The organism is Komagataeibacter sp. FXV3 (genome assembly GCF_015155755.1).
Taxonomy (GTDB): domain Bacteria; phylum Pseudomonadota; class Alphaproteobacteria; order Acetobacterales; family Acetobacteraceae; genus Komagataeibacter.
This window is the reverse complement of sequence record NZ_VWPI01000018.1, coordinates 61,743-80,093: the sequence shown is the minus strand read 5'-3', so window position 1 is coordinate 80,093 and position 18,351 is coordinate 61,743. Positions and strand designations below refer to the sequence as shown.

At 60.6% G+C, this 18,351-nt stretch carries 19 protein-coding genes; 10 read left to right on the top strand and 9 right to left on the bottom strand.

What is annotated here, in order from left to right; genetic code table 11:
- The 5 genes from F1542_RS02030 to F1542_RS02010 form a co-directional block, all read left to right on the top strand.
- Positions 1-146: carbohydrate porin (locus tag F1542_RS02030; protein ID WP_193731557.1), on the top strand; the 146-nt coding region annotated here is incomplete at its 5' end.
- A 252-nt stretch (positions 147-398) separates the two neighbouring features.
- Positions 399-2,399, top strand: a complete 2,001-nt coding sequence (locus F1542_RS02025; protein ID WP_193731556.1) for an FUSC family protein — start codon at positions 399-401, stop codon at positions 2,397-2,399.
- A gap of 74 nt (positions 2,400-2,473) precedes the next feature.
- Positions 2,474-2,836, top strand: a complete 363-nt coding sequence (locus F1542_RS02020; RefSeq protein ID WP_193731555.1) for a hypothetical protein — start codon at positions 2,474-2,476, stop codon at positions 2,834-2,836.
- 135 nt (positions 2,837-2,971) lie between these two features.
- Positions 2,972-3,247 carry a hypothetical protein gene (locus F1542_RS02015; protein ID WP_193731554.1) on the top strand — a complete coding sequence of 92 codons (276 nt, stop codon included), beginning with the start codon at positions 2,972-2,974 and terminating at the stop codon, positions 3,245-3,247.
- Between the two features lie 333 nt (positions 3,248-3,580).
- Positions 3,581-4,039 (top strand): cytochrome c, encoded by a 459-nt coding sequence (locus F1542_RS02010; RefSeq protein ID WP_193731553.1) that lies wholly within the window; start codon positions 3,581-3,583, stop codon positions 4,037-4,039.
- 85 nt (positions 4,040-4,124) lie between these two features.
- Here the strand turns inward: F1542_RS02010 and F1542_RS02005 are convergent, their stop codons facing one another.
- From F1542_RS02005 to F1542_RS01995, 3 genes are read right to left on the bottom strand one after another with little or no spacing between them, the layout of a single operon-like run.
- Positions 4,125-4,634, bottom strand: a complete 510-nt coding sequence (locus F1542_RS02005) for a RidA family protein (RefSeq protein ID WP_193731552.1) — start codon at positions 4,632-4,634, stop codon at positions 4,125-4,127.
- Complete coding sequence (locus tag F1542_RS02000) at positions 4,634-5,059, bottom strand: cytochrome c (RefSeq protein ID WP_193731551.1); 426 nt, start codon at positions 5,057-5,059, stop codon at positions 4,634-4,636. Before F1542_RS02000 ends, F1542_RS02005 begins: the two co-directional genes overlap by 1 nt.
- Entirely contained in the window at positions 5,059-6,663 is a 1,605-nt protein-coding gene (locus tag F1542_RS01995) for a flavin monoamine oxidase family protein (protein WP_193731550.1), read from the bottom strand. Before F1542_RS01995 ends, F1542_RS02000 begins: the two co-directional genes overlap by 1 nt.
- Positions 6,664-7,112: 449 nt before the next feature.
- On the opposite strand from F1542_RS01995, the gene F1542_RS01990 reads away from it, so the two are divergent.
- Positions 7,113-7,730 carry an acetate uptake transporter gene (locus F1542_RS01990; protein WP_193731549.1) on the top strand — a complete coding sequence of 206 codons (618 nt, stop codon included), beginning with the start codon at positions 7,113-7,115 and terminating at the stop codon, positions 7,728-7,730.
- Positions 7,731-7,846: 116 nt separating this feature from the next.
- Here the strand turns inward: F1542_RS01990 and F1542_RS01985 are convergent, their stop codons facing one another.
- The 3 genes from F1542_RS01985 to F1542_RS01975 all read right to left on the bottom strand — a co-directional run bounded on the left by F1542_RS01985 (position 7,847) and on the right by F1542_RS01975 (position 10,622).
- Positions 7,847-8,374: a methylated-DNA--[protein]-cysteine S-methyltransferase gene (locus F1542_RS01985; protein ID WP_227672386.1), complete on the bottom strand. Its 528-nt coding sequence runs from the start codon at positions 8,372-8,374 to the stop codon at positions 7,847-7,849.
- Positions 8,375-8,593: 219 nt separating this feature from the next.
- The gene (locus F1542_RS01980; protein WP_193731548.1) at positions 8,594-9,748 is read right to left on the bottom strand and encodes a YncE family protein; all 1,155 of its coding nucleotides are present in this window, start codon (positions 9,746-9,748) and stop codon (positions 8,594-8,596) included.
- Positions 9,749-9,800: 52 nt separating this feature from the next.
- Positions 9,801-10,622: a creatininase family protein gene (locus F1542_RS01975; protein WP_193731547.1), complete on the bottom strand. Its 822-nt coding sequence runs from the start codon at positions 10,620-10,622 to the stop codon at positions 9,801-9,803.
- Between the two features lie 183 nt (positions 10,623-10,805).
- Here F1542_RS01975 and F1542_RS01970 point away from each other — a divergent pair, with 183 nt between their 5' ends.
- The 4 genes from F1542_RS01970 to F1542_RS01955 all read left to right on the top strand — a co-directional run bounded on the left by F1542_RS01970 (position 10,806) and on the right by F1542_RS01955 (position 15,448).
- Positions 10,806-12,908, top strand: coding sequence for a catalase (locus F1542_RS01970; protein WP_193731546.1), 2,103 nt, complete (start codon positions 10,806-10,808; stop codon positions 12,906-12,908).
- An 89-nt stretch (positions 12,909-12,997) separates the two neighbouring features.
- On the top strand, positions 12,998-13,327 hold the full coding sequence (locus F1542_RS01965) for a SelT/SelW/SelH family protein (protein ID WP_193731545.1): 330 nt from the start codon (positions 12,998-13,000) through the stop codon (positions 13,325-13,327).
- Positions 13,328-13,357: 30 nt separating this feature from the next.
- A complete protein-coding gene (locus F1542_RS01960) occupies positions 13,358-13,756 on the top strand; it encodes a DUF4112 domain-containing protein (RefSeq protein WP_193731544.1) in 399 nt (132 codons plus the stop codon).
- Positions 13,757-13,849: 93 nt separating this feature from the next.
- On the top strand, positions 13,850-15,448 hold the full coding sequence (locus F1542_RS01955; protein ID WP_193731543.1) for a tetratricopeptide repeat protein: 1,599 nt from the start codon (positions 13,850-13,852) through the stop codon (positions 15,446-15,448).
- A 491-nt stretch (positions 15,449-15,939) separates the two neighbouring features.
- Here the strand turns inward: F1542_RS01955 and F1542_RS01950 are convergent, their stop codons facing one another.
- Genes F1542_RS01950 through F1542_RS01940 form a run of 3 tightly spaced genes read right to left on the bottom strand, consistent with a single transcriptional unit; the run spans position 15,940 to position 18,167 of the window.
- A complete protein-coding gene (locus tag F1542_RS01950; protein ID WP_193731542.1) occupies positions 15,940-16,542 on the bottom strand; it encodes a nitroreductase family protein in 603 nt (200 codons plus the stop codon).
- A gap of 45 nt (positions 16,543-16,587) precedes the next feature.
- Positions 16,588-17,337 carry an ABC transporter ATP-binding protein gene (locus tag F1542_RS01945; protein ID WP_193731541.1) on the bottom strand — a complete coding sequence of 250 codons (750 nt, stop codon included), beginning with the start codon at positions 17,335-17,337 and terminating at the stop codon, positions 16,588-16,590.
- Positions 17,334-18,167: an ABC transporter permease gene (locus tag F1542_RS01940; RefSeq protein ID WP_193731540.1), complete on the bottom strand. Its 834-nt coding sequence runs from the start codon at positions 18,165-18,167 to the stop codon at positions 17,334-17,336. The genes F1542_RS01945 and F1542_RS01940 overlap by 4 nt, the downstream gene beginning before the upstream one ends.
- Positions 18,168-18,351: the final 184 nt, after the last annotated feature.

The window sequence follows — 18,351 nt, the reverse complement described above, 5'->3', positions numbered from 1 at the left end:
AGGCGCAGGTCACGCCGTGGCTGGTGATGCAGCCCGATTTCCAGTACGTCTGGCACCCCGCGGGCGGCGGCGCCGACCCGTCCTTCCCCTACCGCCGCACCGGCGATGAGGCGATCTTCGGCCTGCATAGCAATATTACATTCTGACGACCGGCCCGTTTCCATGACAGGCTGACACCATACAGACCCGCAGCGCATGACGGATACCGATGCCGTATCCGCCATGCGCTGCGGCATTCATGCCCCCTGAATCCCGTCAGGGGCTTTTTCATAAATATTACTTATCAAAATATCATAACAAACGATTGGACCGGGCGGCACCGCCGCCGCCATGTTCCGCCACTGCAAAGCCTGCATGGGCAATGCGCATCCTGACCATGATGTAAAAGGCTGAACGAAATGGGGGCCCGGACCGCAACTTTACCCCTGCCTGAACGCATTACCAGCGTGCTGATGCATCAAGTCAGGCGCGTTTCATGGATTTATGCGCCAGCCCTGCCTGATCTGGCGTTTGCGGTACGCACATCGTTTGCCGCCATCATTTCGCTATTGATCGCGATGTGGATGGAACTGGACAGCCCGCAATGGGCACCGCTGACCGTATGGGTCGTGGCGCAGTCCTCACGCGGGGAAAGCCTGTCCAAGGCACGGTGGCGGATTTTCGGAACCCTGGTGGGCAGCGTCGCGGCCATTACCCTGATGGCAGCTTTCCCGCAGGCGCCGGGACTGTTCTTTACCTGCCTGTCGCTGTGGATCGGGGTGTGCTGCGCACTGGCGACACTGCTGGACCAGTACCGGGCTTACGGGCTGGTGCTGACGGGTTTTACATCCGCCATCATCGCCACGGGGGCCATTGCGCAACCTGATGATGTCTTTGCCATAAGTGTTGCGCGCAGCAGCTACATCATACTGGGTGTCTTGTGCGAAGCGGTTCTGGCGGTCCTGTTCATGCCCCGCATGGTGGAACGCGCCCGCCAGCAGCTTCTGGACCGTCTGGCCGATACATTCCGCGCCACCTGCACCACGATCACCCGGCACCCAGGCGCATCAGCCAGCCCGGAACAGCAGGCCATGACCGGCACCCTGCTGAAACGGATCGTGACGTTTAGCGGACAGATCGAATTCAGTGCACTGGAACTGGGGCCGCGCAACCATGTAGGTGACCACGCCCGACGCGCACTGGCAGGGATGCTGGTCATGCTGGCGCAGGCGCGCGCGCTGCAGATCCTGCATCCCCGCATGACCGCGCCGCCGCATGACGATGACGCGCGACCCGAGCAGTCACTCGCGGCATGGGTGCGCGATAATGCCCCCGCGGGCACCACCGATACGGTGGACAACCCGGAATGGCAGCCGGTAACCACGGCGCTGCTGGCGGAAGCCACGCGGGTCAGAAGCGAAATAACTGCCTGCACCACCGCGCCACGCAGGGACCGGTTCCGTTTCAGCCTGACATCACGCCGCCACATGCGTGAGGCGATCAATAACGGCCTCCGTGCGGCGGCGGCCATCATGGGGGCGTGTCTTGTATGGGAAATTACCGCATGGCATCACGGGCCTGCATTCATTTCCTTTGTCGCCCTGATTTACGGCCTGATGGCAACACGCGAAAACCCGCTGGTCGCCACCACCCCGTTCCTGAAGGGGGGATTGTGGTGCGCGGTCGCGGCGGCAGTGCTTACGCTGTGGGTCATTCCGGCCATTACCGCGCCGGAGATCCTGCTGATGGTCCTGCTGGTGCCCATGACGGTCGGGGGGCTTGCAGCCCGCAGGCCGCAGCTTGCGGGTTATGCCTTTTCCTTCAACATGTTCCTGCCGGTGCTGATCGGGCCGATCAATCAGGGACGGTTTGATGAAGTCTCGTTCCTGAACAATACCATGGCGTTTCTGGCCAGTATCATTTTCGTACTCCTGACCTACCGGCTGGTCGTGCCTTTCCGCATGGACGTGCATGTCCGCCGGACGGAGGCATGGGTCAGCCTGCGCCTGCGTCATCTGGCGCGGATGGGTACCCACACGGATGCGGCCGCTTGGCTGAACAGTTGCGCCACCAGCCTGGTACGCATCCTGTTTCAGGCCAACGCCCTGCCCCCGCCTGTTCTGGGGGCCTGTGTCGCACGGCAGATCATGTCCATGACGGTTGGCATCTATGTCATCCGCCTGCGTGAACTGGTCCGCGAAGGTCGGTTATCCCTGCGGGCGGAGCGGATCGTGACCCTGTTCCTGGCGCGATGGGACAGGGGACAGGCGACCGCCATGATCCCGTATGTACTGTCCTGGACACAGCATGAACAGGCACGCGCCACAACGCCGCACGCAAGGGCGCAGATGGCGGAAGTCCTGGCCTGTTTGCATATCATTACCGCTGGCCTGCACGAAAATCCGGATATCATGGCGTAAAAGGTGACAAAATATTTCGTATCGGATATGCCCTGAATATCAGACCGATCTGTATGTAAACAAGGATGAAATCAATGCGTAAAATCGCTCTTCTGGGTGCCGTCGCGGCCATCACATGCGCCACAGCCGCCCATGCCGAACCCGGTGGCTGCCTGAAATACGGCGCGGTCGGTGCGGTCGGTGGGCATGTAGCCAACCACCACACCGTACTGGGTGCCGCCGCCGGTTGCGTGACGGGCATGTACAAGCGCCACGAATACCGCAAGGAAGCCAAGGCGAAGGCCGCCCTGTATGATCAGGAACACCCCGGCGCCAAGGGCAATTATGAAGCCAAGGCCACCGCGTATGACGTCGAACATTCAACCACGCCGGGCAAGATGACGTCCGACACCCCCGCAGCAGGTACGGCACCGGCCGCCCCCCCGGCCGCGCAGTAATCACGCTTGCCCCGCAGGCAGTCGGCCATGCCCGCTGCCTGCGGTTGCCCATCGGCATGGAAACGGGCATCCTGTGCCCTTAATCACGGTTACGTGACGTTTTTTCCATTCCGATCACAAGGCCAGGCGACAAACATGCGTGCAATCCAGTTCCTGTTCCGCTCAACGATGGGTGTCGTTGTGATGGGGACGATTGCATGGTGGCTGGCCGGGGCATTTTTCCATATCCCGGTACTGGGCATTGGCCTGGCGGTGGAAGCCGTGGTGTTCTGGGTCTGCGGTCTGTTATATACCGAGGATTATCCCCACCACATGGCGACCTTTGCCGGGATGACCGTTATACTCGGGTTGCTGAGTATTACGGTCATGCTGCCTTTCGCCCGGCAGTTTGTCATGCTGCATGGGGTATGATGAGCCATACCCGGCATTGCAGAACATATCATGCACAAAATATTTTCTTCATTAATTTGGTTTTAGGAAAACTATTATCCGCAAGTGAAGTTAATGGGGTGTGGATCTCGTGACACCACAACGTCTCCCAATCCCTAAACTCGGCGTCCCGCTTCGGCGGGGCGTCCTTTTTTTATCTGCACCACCCTGGCACTTTATATTTCCCTGCATGACGTCATGAACATCAGACATAGCTGACATTCCCGTCCCTTCCCATTCATTCCGCCCCGGGGATATGTCGGCACGAAGCAGTAGGATAAGCTGCCGGAAACGGGATAGATCAGGGAATGACCCATGAAAAAAAGTCTGCTGGCCGCGATATTCTGCCTGTCCATGCCTGCGGGGTCCGCGCTGGCCGCTGATGGCGCGACGCTGTTCCTGGCAAATTGCAGCGTATGCCACCAGGCCAATGCCCAAGGCGTGCCGGGACAGTTTCCATTACTGGCCGGACGGGTGGACAAGATTGCCAGCACGCCGGCGGGCAAGCAGTATATTGTAGGCGTTGCGCTGAATGGCCTCATGGGGCCGATTACGGCAGGCGGTAATGCCTATAGCGGGTTCATGCCATCCTTCAAGATGCTACCCGATGATCAGATCGCCGCCATCCTGAACCATGTGGCGGGCCTGCCGGGCGGGACGGATGCCACGATTTTCAGCGTGGATGACGTCGTTGCGGGACGGAAGAAATCCGCCACCCCATCTGGTATGGCGGAAAATCGCAAGGCGCTTGAGGCACAACATCCGCTGCCCTGATTGATATGAGAAGGGGGACCATGACCTGATCCCCCTTCCCTTTCCTGTCATCACATGCCGTGGCGCGACGGGCCTGAATATGGCACTACCGGCCCGGTGTGCGCACGGCCGTGACCTCGATTTCAACCAGCCAGCCGGGGTTGCCCAGATGGGCCACGCCAAAAGCGGAACGGACGGGCAGGTTCGGCTGCGTCCCCGTGCCGAAAAATTGGGTATAAGCCTTCATCATCCCGTCAAAATCCAGCTTGCCCAGCCTGGGGTCCTCAACCATGTAAACATGCATCTGGACCACATCGCCCAGACCCAGACCCAGCTTTTTCAGTTCGCCCTGAATGGATTCCAGGGCGGCGCGGGTCTGGGTCTGTGTATCGCCATAGGCCGCGATCGTATGCGGATCGGCTTTCCTGTCCTGTACCGGTGCGCCCTCACCACTGAGATAGATTGTCGAAGCCCCTGCCGGCACCTCGATCGCGGTGGAAATGGGAAAATCCTTTTCCGGGTGACGCACGATACCATTCGCCGCATGCGCGGGCAGCGCGGCCCCCACGCCGGTCATGAGCGCGAGTGCGGCAAGGGCTGTTTTCATGTCGGGCATCAATATATCTCCTTGGGCGGGACGGCTGGCCGCTGGGGCGTTACATCCGCCGGGGTCACGGGATCGGTATAGTTATTGCCAAAATGCGTGCGGATATAGGCCACGACATTGGCAATCTGCTGGTCCGTCAGCATTTCCGAAAACCACGGCATGCCGCCATACCCATTCATGATGACATAGATTGGATAGGCGCTGACCTGCAACTTGGCATTACCGGCCAGCGCCGGGAACTGCGCGCCCGCGCCCATGGCCCCCCTGCCATCGGGCATGTGACAGCTCTGGCAGACGTGGTGGTACACGTCCTCCCCCGTCGCCATGGGCTGGACGGCGCCTTCAAACGCGCTGGCGCTATCGGCATGCGCCCTACCTGACGGGGCCAGCAGCGGCAGGGCAAGCACGGTGAAAAGGAGTACGATCCTGCGCATCAGCTGGCTCCCTGTGCCCGTTTATGCAGTTGGGTTACCGCATCCAGCGCGGACAGGATGGCCCCCTCCTGCCAGCATCCGACATAGGACGCATGCTCGCCCGCCAGCACGATGCGGTTGTCCATCGTACACAGCGTCTTGTAATGCGTCTTGCGGGCCTGCTCGCTCCACATCGAACAGCAGCCCAGCGCCCATGGCACGCGGCTCCATGCCAGGCTGACGCCGTTTGAAAATTCCTTGCGATACGTGCCGGGATGCAGGATCTCGCCCTGCGCCAGCGCCTGTTCCAGCCGCGCCTGTGGCGTCATGCCCGCGAAGTCAAAGGCGGCGGGTCCAAACATGTATCCCCCCAGCAGCACCGCCGGACCACGGGAAAAATAGCCGTGGCTGGGATAGGAAATCTGGCTGATCGGCTGGTCGGTATAGCTTATGCCGCCATAGATCTGGTCATCTTCCTCCCAGAAGCGGCGCCTGAACTCCATCCCCATCTTGACTGAGGACGCATAGGGCACTGCCATGATCGCAGCCTTGAGCGGCGCGCTGACCTGCACATCCAGCTGTGACAGGATGGATAGCGGAATGGTGCATACGCAGTAATCGGCCTGTGCCTGCCGCACCACGCCGCCGTGGTTCATGTCATTATACATGACCCGCACGCCGTGTTCGTCCTGCTGTATGGATGTGACCTTGCAGTTCAGGGTGATCAGGTCATGCACCTGCCGGTTGAACCCCTTGCCGATCATGTCCATGCCACCCACGGGCTGGAACATGGTTGTCTGCATTTCAAGGCGTTCGTGAAAGGCCATCCATGTCCACAGCCCCGAACGCAGCACATCCTTGCGCGCAAACAGGTCTGATGGGACTGGTGCGCCGTCAATGCCGCCACCCTGCGGCCTGTCATACCCACGGCGCTGGGAACTGGTGTCGCCCTTGCGATATGCCAGATCCGGGTCAAGGCCGCCCCACTGTTCCATGGCGGTGCGCAGGTGTTCGCGTTCATCCGCATCCACCACGTCATCCAGCTTGTGCTGATCGATCGCCTTGCCCAGCAGTTCAGCCGTAAAGCCGGTGAAGTCGGTCGAGAATTCACGGTACCGCACCGGTTTGCCATCAAACGCGGTGGAGGAATGAAGCCATGAATTGTGGTTCAGTTCCACAAACGGTTCCAGTTCCACCCCGAATTCCCGGCAGTAATGCAGCAGCCCCTGATGGTGATAGGGAATGCGCCATGGACCGGGATTGATGTAGTTGCCCGATGCGAAGCCGACCTTCTGCACAGCGCCGCCCAGTTCGGTCACCGTGTCACCGCCGCGCAGGCTGATATTGCGCCCCCCGCTGCGCCCCTGGAATTCCAGGACCTGCACCGCGTATCCCGCCTTGCGCAGTTCATAGGCGGACAGCATGCCCGCCAGCCCCGCGCCAAGCACCAGTACGCGCGTTCCGCGTTTCGCACCCGACAGGACTGGCGGGGCCGTGAAATCCGTCCCCTGCGCATGCCCCATGGTGGTCATGGCCTGATACAGTGCCGCACTACCGGCAAGCGTGCCGATCCGGGTCAGGAGCTGCCTGCGCGTGGGGGTCTTGCGCGGATGGGGGTCTGTCATCAATCAATCCCAGGAAATCAATGAAAACAATAGCCTATCTTAACAGCCCTTTCCGGCTGAACCATATCCCGACCGGAATGATCCCCGTTCGAAATACAATGTCTTTCTTTATATACAATACTGGATATTTTTTAAAAATATGATTTATCCTGATATTTTATATTATATTTCCTGATTTTATGTGCAGTAAATGCGAAAATAATCAATGTTTTTTCATATCCGGAACATTTTATTGTATTCGGTTGTGCCGGATATGAAATATGAAATCCCTAAAGTCATGTTTGTAATTTCATATCCATGTTTCCCATGCCCGGGGGAACCCTGCCCGTATCCGTGCATTGGCATGCCGTTCATGACCGGCCAAGGGTAAGCCATATTTTAATATCCTCGCCCTGACGGTGGTGACATGGTTTGTCATAATTCATCCATCATGGAACGGAAAAACCGGTATGGCGCCCAACCACGCAAACGCCAGTCCCGCCCCGCTGGGGCTTATGGGATTTGGCATGACCACCGTCCTGCTCAACCTGCACAATGCGCAGATCGTGCCAATGGGTTCGGCCATCCTGGCCATGGGTCTGGTCTTTGGCGGCATGACGCAGTTCATTGCGGGGATGCTGGAATATGGCAACCGCAATACGTTTGGCATGACGGCCTTCATGGCCTATGGGGCATTCTGGATTTCGCTGGCTGTATTGCTGTTCCTGCCGCACTGGGGGCTGGCGCCTGAATCCACGCCTGCGCTGCTGGGCAGTTACATGTGGGTATGGGCGCTGTTTACAGCCATTATGGCAGTTGGATCGCTTGCGGCGTCACGCATGCATCAGGTCGTGTTCTTCAGCCTGACGCTGCTGTTTGTCCTGCTTGGTTATGCGGAGATATTCAGCCAGCCTGTGCTGGGCGTCATCGCGGGATATGAGGGGCTGTTCTGTGGCCTGAGTGCGATATACCTGGCGGCCAGTGAGATTTTTGAAATCCAGTTTGGGCACACCATCCTGCCGGTCGGCCTGCCGCATGCTGCCAGCGAAATCCCGCGCAAGGATGACTTGGTGGTTCATATTTCCTGAGACGTGGCTTAACAACAAACCATTGATAAAAATAATAAAAGTTTTTGGGCGCCGTTTTTTTTCAAGACGGCGTTCTTTGAAGTTTAAAAAAAAGCTTACCTGAAACTTTCTTATGATTACCGGCAGTTTCCTGCCCGTTCACGCGCCAGCAGCCACTGTTTGCGTCCGACACCCCAGCGATACCCTGACAGGCTGCCATCACTGCGTATGACACGATGGCAGGGTATGACCACCGCCAGCCTGTTTGCAGCACATGCCCCGGCCACGGCCCGTACGGCCCCCGGCCTGCCAATCCGTGCCGCCAGTTCCATATAGGTGGTGGTCATCCCGCACGGTATGGCACGCAGCGCCTGCCATACCTGCTGCTGGAATGGTGTGCCCTGTATATCCAGCTTCAGGTCGGGCGGTGCCCATGGCGTATCAATATACGCCTGCACCGCCGCAAGGGTGCGATCCGCCATCTGGCCATGCGCCGGGCAGGCCCCCGGAAAGCTGGCCAGTGCCGCGTGATGCAGGGATTCAGGATCATCACCCAGCATGATGGCGGCAATGCCCCTATCCCCCATTGCCACCAGCACCGACCCAAGGGCGGACTGCCCCATGACAAGCCGGGTAGTTATGGCGGCAGGCGACGCTGGTTTCATGACCGGGAGACCTCCCTGTGGGGCATGACCCTATCGCATGCGCCGCCAAGGATACAACAGGGATGACATGCCTGGAACAGGGCACCCCTGAACCATCACGTCATCCGGAAGGTTTTGGTGAAGCTTTGTTTCAGAAAACTTCGAAGAATGCCGCCTTTTTTACAAAAGGCGGCACCAAAAAACTTCCATTTATCAATGATCTGTTTTCAAACAGTCTCCTTAGCGCAGGATACCGGTATGACCGACGGAATACCGCCCCGGCTGCGGCCATACGGTCAGGCCATGCGGTTCCAGCCCCACGGGGATGCTACGCATGGCACCTGTGATGGTATCGATGGCATAGACAACATCATCAAACCGGCCGGACAGCCACAGCGTCCTGCCGTCATTGCTGACATTGCCCATGTCGGGGCTGCCCCCACCGGGAATGGGCCAGTTGGCCACGACCCTGTCCGTTGCGAAATCAATCACGCTGACACCACCGGCCTTGCTGTGCGGCGGACCATGGATCTTGTGCGATCCCCGATTGGCCACGTACATCTTTGTGCCATCACGGCTGGGATACAGGCCATGCGTGCCGATGCCGGTGGGAATGAAGCCCGTTTCACGGAAGGTATCGCCGTCGATCACGAACACACCATCGGCATGCATGTCCGCCACATAGAATTTGTGGCCGTCCGGCGCGGTCAGGATATCCTGCGGCATGCCGCCACGTGACAGCTTGAGGTATCCGATCAGCGTACGGTTGACGGTATCGACCTTGGCCAGGTAGCCGCCAAATTCACAGGTGAAGATGGCATAGCGCCCGTCAATGGAAAAATCGGCGTGATTGACCCCCTTGCATTGCGGGACAGACACCGAACCCTGCATTTCCATCGTGTGCGGGTCACGGAAATCCAGCCGCTGACGGGCCTCGGCCACCGTAATGGCGGATTTGCCATCGGGGGTGAAATACATGTTGTACGGATCATCCACCGCCACATTGGCCAGGGGCTGCGTGGTGCGGGGGTCGATTGGCGTCAGGCTGCCATCGGTCGTGCCTTCCGCATTGTTGGTAACCCATAATGTGCGCAAATCCCATGACGGGACGACATGCTGCGGGCTTTTCCCCACCTTGAACCGCGCGACGACCTTGTAGGTCTGCGGGTCGATCACATACACATTGTTTGAACGCAGGTTGGGCACGTAGATGCGCGGCGGATCCTGCGCCACCTCGGGATTGAGTTTCCCGGCCCGGGTTTCGGTGTAAATATTGGTCGGGTCCACCACGGGTGGCATTCCGGGAATGGTATCCACGGCCTGCGCAAGCACGCTGCCACCCGACAGCAGGAGCATGCCCAGTCCCAGAACCGGCAGCTTTTTCTTTTGTATCATAGTGTGATCCTGTTCCTTGCGGCCCCTATAGCACGCCATGAAGCTGGTGCAATCAGTGCGGATTCTGTCCTGTTGGGTCGTGTTGCATGGCCGCCACGGCCGCCGTCACCTGCATGTTGGCCCCCACCTGCCCCAGCGCCGCACTGGCCTGTCGGGGATCGCCGCCATACACCCCCTGCGCCGTGGTGGGCAGGGGGGCAGCCCGCAGGGCCTGCGTGCGCACAAGGGCAGGATCCAGCGCCAGCATGAGCGATGTATCGGACAGGTCGGCATGCATGCCGACCTCCGCCGCGTGGCCGTGCTGGCGCAGCCAGGTGGAATAGGCGCCGGGCACCACGTCATAATACGCCGCGACATACAGCACATGCGCCCCCTGCCAGCGCCGGTTGAGCGTATCCGCCACCGCGCGCAGGTCCTTCTGGTAGCCGCCATGGTCGCCAATCAGCACCACGCGCCTGAATCCCTGCACCCGGAAGCTTTCCGCCGCATCCGACAGCAATGCGCGGAAGGTTGCGGGCGTAATGCTGATCGTGCCGGGAAAGCGCATATGGGACGTGCGTGGCGACGTGCCGCCTTCGGGCACGTACGCCACCACGGGTGCGACAAGGGTATGGCCGGCATCACGGGCAATACGCCGCGCAAGGATCATGGCGCGTACGTCATGCTTGCCTACCGCGATATAGGGACCGCTCTGTTCCGTGCCGCCCACGGGAATGATGATGGTGGTGTCACCCGCATGGATGGCGTCACGGATTTCGGTCCATGTCAGGTCGGCAAAATCGACCGTATCGGGTGTGGCCGCGCACGCAGGCGCGCCGCCATACAGCGCCAGCACCAGCGAAAGCCCGGACAGGAAACCAGAGAACATACGCATGAACGGCAGTCACCCCACAATGACGCGTGATACACGCCGCTCCTGTGCCCTGTACGCGGGGAATTGGCAACCATCATGCGGCAGGTTCCATGAAACCCTGTCCGTCCATGCCCGTTGGAAAAGCCAGACCTTCCCACACCCCTGTTTTTTCCGCACCCATCTGCACGGATACGTACGCACGCCATGGCAAAGACATCCCATACCCCCACGTCCCCCACCACGCATACCGGCGCGGGGGGCGAAACCCACCAGACAGCAGGTGGCGATACCCCCGTCATGACCACCCAGCAGGGTGTCGCGGTATCGGATGACCAGAATACCCTGCGTGCCGGAACCCGTGGCCCGGCATTGATGGAGGATTTCCATTTCCGGGAAAAAATCTTCCATTTCGACCACGAGCGCATCCCCGAACGCGTGGTCCATGCCCGCGGCTATGGCGCGCATGGCTATTTCGAACTGACCGACAGCCTGAGCGATGTCTGCAAGGCCGATATTTTCGGCAATGTCGGCGCACGCACGCCCGCCTTCGTCCGGTTTTCCACCGTTGCGGGCAACAAGGGATCGGCGGACGTGGTGCGCGATGTGCGTGGCTTTGCCGTCAAGCTTTATACAAAACAGGGCAACTGGGACCTTGTCGGCAACAACATTCCCGTCTTTTTCATCCAGGACGCCATCAAGTTCCCCGATTTCGTCCATGCGGCCAAGCAGGAACCCGATCGCGATTTCCCACAGGCGCAGACGGCGCATGACAATTTCTGGGATTTCGTATCCCTGTCGCCCGAAGCCACGCACATGGTCATGTGGGCCATGTCCGACCGGGCCATTCCCCGCTCCTTCCGCTTCATGGAAGGGTTCGGGGTGCATACCTTCCGCCTGGTCAATGACGAAGGCCATTCGACCTACGTCAAATTCCACTGGAAGCCCAAGCTGGGCCTGCAGTCGGTCGTGTGGAACGAGGCGCTGAAGATCAATGGCGCCGATCCCGATTTCCACCGTCGCGACCTGTGGCAGGCCATAAACAGTGGCAATTTCCCGGAATGGGAACTGGGCGTGCAGTTGTTTGATGATGACTTTGCCGACAGTTTTGACTTTGACATCCTCGACCCCACCAAGCTGATCCCCGAGGAACTGGTGCCTGTCCGCCGTGTCGGCCGCCTGGTGCTGGACCGCATGCCGGACAATTTCTTTGCCGAGACCGAACAGGTCGCCTTCTGCACCCAGAACGTCGTGCCTGGTATCGACTTCACCAATGATCCGCTGCTGCAGGGACGCAATTTTTCCTATCTTGATACCCAGACCAAGCGCCTTGGCGGCCCCAACTTCACGCATATCCCCATAAACGCGCCCAAATGCCCGTTCCACAATTTCCAGCAGGACGGGCACATGGCCATGCACAACCCGAAGGGCCGGGCCAATTACGAACCCAATTCATGGTCCCAGCCCACAGGCGGCCCGCGTGAAAGCGTGAATGGCTACAGGTCATACCCCGATATGGTATCGGGCCAGAAAGTCCGCCAGCGTTCGGAATCCTTTGCCGACCATTACAGCCAGGCGCGCCAGTTCTTCATCAGCCAGACGCCGGTGGAACAGACGCATATCCGCGACGCATTCGTATTTGAACTGAGCAAGGTGGAAACCCCCGCCATCCGGGCCCGCATGGTCAGCCACCTGCTGCATGTCGATCAGGAACTGGCCAAGGGGGTGGCGAAGGGGCTGGGCCTGTCGCCCCTGCCCGCACCGGCACAGGCCGCGCGCCCCGTGGTCGAGGGGCTGGAACCATCGCCCGCGCTGAGCATCCTGAAAAACGGACCGCACAGCTTTGCCGGCCGCAAGCTGGGCATTGTCGTCACCAACGGGGTGGATGCCGCCCTGCTGGCCGCCCTGCGCGATGCCGCCGAGGATGCGGGCGCTACGGTCGAACTGGTCGCCCCCACCGTGGGCGGGCTGAAGGACAGCGCGGGCCACGACCTGACCGCGCAGCAGAAGATCAACGGCGGCCCATCCGTCCTGTATGACGCCGTGGCGTTGCTGCCCACGGTTGAAGGGGCCAATGTCCTGCGCCACGAGGCCACCATGCGCGACTTCATTTCCGACGCCTTCGCCCATGCCAAGTTCATTGCGCATAACGATGCCGCTGAAATCGTGCTGGCGGCCGCGGGACTGCACCCCAAGGCGCGCGACAAAGGCGTGATCGCCATACACAGCGCACAGGACGCAGCCAGCTTCATCCAGACATGTGGGGCGTTGCGCCTGTGGGAACGTGAAGGCCACGTCCACGCCGTCTGACCCCTTGCGCCCGGCTGCCCCACACCCCCACAATAAAGGGGCAGCCGGACAGACCCGGTCCGGTGTTGCCGCAAGCAGGAACCTTACCCATGCCCGACGCCCCGGCCGTCCATCACCCCCATGTCTCCATCACGTACTGCACGCAATGCAACTGGCTGCTGCGGGCGGGATGGATGGCGCAGGAACTGCTGTCCACTTTCGGTCAGGATCTGGGCAGCGTGACCCTGATCCCCGGCAGCGGCGGGCATTTTGAAATCACGGTTGATGGCCACAGCGTGTGGGAACGCAAGCGCGACGGTGGTTTTCCAGGCCCGAAGGAACTGAAACGGCGCGTGCGCGACATCATCGCCCCCGACCGCGACATGGGCCATATCGACCGTCAAAAAACAGGGGCGGACGATCTGCCGGGCACATTGTAACGCGCCCCTGCCCACCCCATAATAACGGGTATGATCACATCATATGCCCCCAACGCCACGCATGGCGCCAGCGCCCACGATATCCGTCAGGAAGTGGCGCGCCTGCGCAGGCTTGCAACATTGCTGGACGCCGCCTTCCGCATTCCCGGCACGAAGGCGCGCTGGGGACTGGATACGCTGATCGGTCTGCTGCCGGTGGGCGGGACGGCGATCATGCTCCTGCCCTCACTTTATATCGTTTGGAAAAGCTGGAATCTGGGCGTGGACCGTCCCGTACTTGCGCGCATGATGGGTAATATCATCGTGGAAGCCCTGGCCGATCTCGTGCCGGTACTGGGGGATGTGTTTGATACCGCGTTCAAGGCCGACCTGCGCAATGTCGCCCTGCTGGAACAGCATTTCGGCCTGTCCACGCCCCGGACGGCGTGATCATGGCGGGCGCGCGGCCCCTTGCATGCCGGGCCTGATATAAGACACAACATGGCATGATCCGTTTTTCCCCGTTCCGGTTTCCCGCCTGCCATGGCTGACCATACGCTGACGCTTGCACTCGACCTGCTGCGGCGTGGACAGTTCGCCCATGCCCGCGCCATGCTGGAAGACTGTCCTGCCTCCCCCCGTGTCGAAATCCTGCTGGCCCATGCCCATGCGGGATGCAACCGCGTGCAGGAAGCCGCCCGCCTGCTGTGCCGTCAGGCCGTGGCCAACCCCGGCGCGCGCCACCCGGCCTACGATATGCTGGCCCTGCTGCTGCCACATGACCGGGTGGAAGAAGCCGAAGCAGTCCTGCGCGCCGTCCGGCAACGTGCGCGGCAGGACATCCGCACGCATGACATGCTGGGGGAACTGCTGTTGCAGCGCGGTCGCACGGCGGAAGCACAGGACGTGCTGGCCGAAGGCCTGGCCCTGTCACCCGCGCAGCTGAGTACCGGCAACCTCATGGCCATCACCCTGATGGAACAGGGCGAATTCGCGGCGGCGCGCGACCTGTTGCATTACATCGTGCAACACCATCCCGACAGCGCCATGACGCAGGCCAACCTTGCCCATCTGCTGGGGGCATGGAACAGGCTGGATGCGGCGCTGCAAGCCCATTCCCGCGCGCTGGCGCTGCGCCCCGATGATGCGCGCCTGCGCATGAACCATGCATTGACACTGCTGAAAAGTGGTCGCATGGCCGAAGGATGGGCAGAATATGAATGGCGGCGGAAAATGCCCGGTCGCCAGCGCCTGCCCGAACACGAGATGCTGCCTGTCCTGCCGCCGGATGCCGACCTGCGTGGCCGATCCATCCTGATTACGCGCGAAGGGGGACTGGGGGACATGCTGATGATGCTGCGCTTCGTGCCCGTGCTGGTGGGCATGGGCGCGCAGGTCAGCATCCAGGCGCCCGAGACACTGCACGGCCTGATCCGGCGCATGGGTGGCATACGGCGCGTATTCAGTGAACGGGTATCCCTGCCCCCGCATGACTGGCATTGTCCCTTCCTCAGCCTGCCGCATGTCCTGCGCAACACGCCCGGCCATGCGGGGACGGACGTGCCCTACCTGCGCGCCAGTCCCGAACTGGTGCGGCAGTGGGCGCCGTTCCTGCCCACCGGCACGGACCTGCGCGTGGGACTGGTCTGGGGCGGGGCCAGCCGCCCCGATGTACCCGCAGCCCACGCCATGGACCGAAAGCGCTCGATCCCGCTGCGTAAATTTGCACCACTGGCCGGAATGCCGGGCATAAATCTGGTCAGCCTGCAAAAAGGCGTCTATGCCCGACAGATGCACGACATGCCCGCGGGCATGCGCCTGTATGACCCGATGGAAAGCGTGCGGGACATGGACGACACGGCTGCCCTGATCGCGGGGCTGGATGTCGTGGTTTCGGTTGATACATCGGTAGCCCATCTGGCCGGTGCCATGGGATGTCCCGTTATCCTGCTGGACCGGTTCGATAACTGCTGGCGCTGGCTTTCGAACCGTACGGACAGTCCATGGTATCCCACCCTGCGTATCATACGCCAGATCCATAGCGGAATGTGGGACGACGTGATCCACCGGTTAAGCAGCATGCTGGTCAAGCGTGATTTTCCACCTGCGCGCCAGGAAAACAATCACCCGATGACCGAATAACAGCATTACATGTCCATGACCATATATTCCATACTACAATTTCAGATATTGTAATATTAATATGTGGAATATTGGTAATGAGATATTATTTCAAGATAATGCTTACCATGGGCATTGTGGGAATTACCGGCATTGCGCATGCTGCGGATCTTTGTCCTGATGCCCGGAATGCATACAGGGAACTGACAGGCCCATATGGCGGTCCGCCTTCCCTGCCCCCCGTGACAGATCTTTCCTGTACACAACAGGTTCAGGCCATCCATATCCTGTCCGGATGCGTCGCGGATGCACCACCAGCCGAAAGCGGTGCTCTTCAGGTGGAGACGGATTAGGATCACTCACCCCCGACAGCATGTGTCGGGGGACCGGCATGAAGGTGTCAGATATGATCCGGCAGGGACATTGCGGGGTTCATCTTTCCGCCACCACTGTCCTTACGAAAAACACGGCCAGTATTGGTTTACAGGTCAGCATGACCCATGCCCGTCATTTCAGGATGCTGATTCAGGAAAGCGCCCGGCAAAGGCAATTTCCGTCAGGGGCCTGCGGGCGGAAGGGGCTTCGCGGGTACGCAGGGATTCAGGCAGGCTGGCCACCTCCCCCTGCCGTCCGATGACAAGGGCCGCATTCAGGGCATAATCATCAGGCAGTTCCAGGCCGGAACGCGCCTGTCTATGGTCAAACCCGCTGATGGGATGGGCCGCCCATCCCGCCTTGCTGAGCTGGAGCTGCACCAGCACCGTTGCGGCACCCGCATCGAATGAATGGGTAGGTGCGGGCACGGGTTCGGCAGCACCACCACCGGTCACGGTGTGGGATGCAACATAGACCAGCGCCGACGCATTCTGCGCCCAGGCATGGTTGAACGGGATCAGCCATGACAGGAAACGCTCCCAGTCCGGCGTATCCCTGCGGGCGTAAATGAAGCGCCACGGCTGCGCGTTATAGGCGGATGGCGCCCACCGTCCGGCATCAAGGAAGGACAGCAGCGTCGCTTCATCAATCGGGGCGGGCGTAAAGGCACGCGGGGACCAGCGATCAAGGATCAGGCGGTCCACGGGGGTATCGGATACGCGGTCAGGGGCTTTGGTCATGTCAGGCCTGTATGGTTGGAAGGTGGTGTCAACATGCGGGCGCGCCTAATCATCATGCACACCCAGCGCATCCAGCAATACGCCACGCAGGTGGATGAAACCCGGATCGGCATGATGGCGCGGGCGTTCAAGGGCAATGGTGATGTCGGTGCGGATGCGGCCACGGTCCAGCACAATGGCACGGTCAGCCAGCATCAGCGCTTCATCCACATCATGCGTGACCAGCAGCACCGCGCAGCCATGGCGCGCCCATAACCGCGCCACCAGCCGCTGCATCTTCAGTCGTGCCAGTGCATCGAGGGCGGCAAAAGGTTCATCCAGCATAAGGAAGACTGGCCTGCGCACCAGCGCGCGCGCCAGTGCGGCACGCTGCGTTTCCCCACCCGACAGGGTCAGCGGCCACGCATCCACACGGTGGCCCAGGCCGACTTCCTCCAGCATCGCAATCGCGCGCCTGCGACGGTCAGCCCCCGCCTGCCCCAGCACGACGTTTTCCCATACCCGCTTCCATGGCAGCAGGCGTCCGTCCTGAAACACGACCGAAACCGAATCAGGGCGCGCAACCGTACCTTCATGCACCGGATCAAGCCCCGCCAGCGTGCGCAGCAGGGTGGATTTGCCCGAACCACTATGGCCCAGCAGGGCCACGAATTCCCCCGGTGCAATGGTCAGGTCAAGCCTGTCCAGCACCGCAGGCCCGCGCCCGAAACGGCGTGTCAGGCCATTTATGGCAACGACGCCATTCTTTGGGGAAGACACGTCACGCGTCCCATTCGTCATGACCGCGGCGTTCATGCCCCCTGTCCCCGCTGGTGAACCGGCCGCCATGACAGGAACACACGCTCCATCAGACGCACGACCTGATCCGACACAAGGCCCAGCAGGCCGTAGATCACAAGTCCCACCATGATGATGTCCGTGCGCAGGAAATCCTGCGCCTCCATCATCATGTGGCCAATACCGCTTTCGGCATTCACCTGTTCCGCCACCACCAGCATGAGCCACGACATGCCCACCGCAAAACGCAGCCCCACCAGCAGGTCAGGCAGCGCACCGGGCAGGATCACGTCGCGGATGGTCTGCATGCGCGACAGGCCCAGCGTGCGGGCCATTTCCAGCAGGCGGGGATCAATCGAACGGATGCCCTTGTGCAGGTTGAGATAGATGGGAAAGGTCGCCCCCAGTGCGACAAGGGCGATCTTGGGTATCTCCCCAATGCCGAACCACAGGATGAACAGCGGCACCATGGCAAGGGCGGGCAGCGTGCGCAGGATCTGCAGCGGGGCATCGACAATATCCTCGCCCAGTCGCGACAGGCCCGATATCAGCGCAAATCCCACCCCCAGCACTACCGCAATGGCAAGGCCGGTCGCCGCGCGGGCAAGGGATACGCCAAGGTTCGCACCCAACGTGCCATCCCGCAGCAGGCCCCACCCCGTCATGATCACCTGCACCGGGGACGCCACCTGCCGGGTGGACACCATCCCGGTGGAACATGCCCCCTGCCACATCAGCACCAGAATGACCGGGGAGACATAACGCAGCAGGGCGTGCGCATCCACATGACGCAGCACGGTACGCCCGTGCCACGGGACGGATGCGAAGGGAATGACATTGGCGGGCATACGCGCCGATCCTTCATGCAATGGGCGGGCGAAACGGCCTCACCCAATCCCTGCATCATGAAGGAAAATAAAATTAATACAACTATTTTTGTAGTTATATGAAATTATATGATTGTGTCGTGCTTTTTAATTTCACAAAAAATATCGTTAAATATGACCTTCACCACCCTTCTCCGGGAACAGG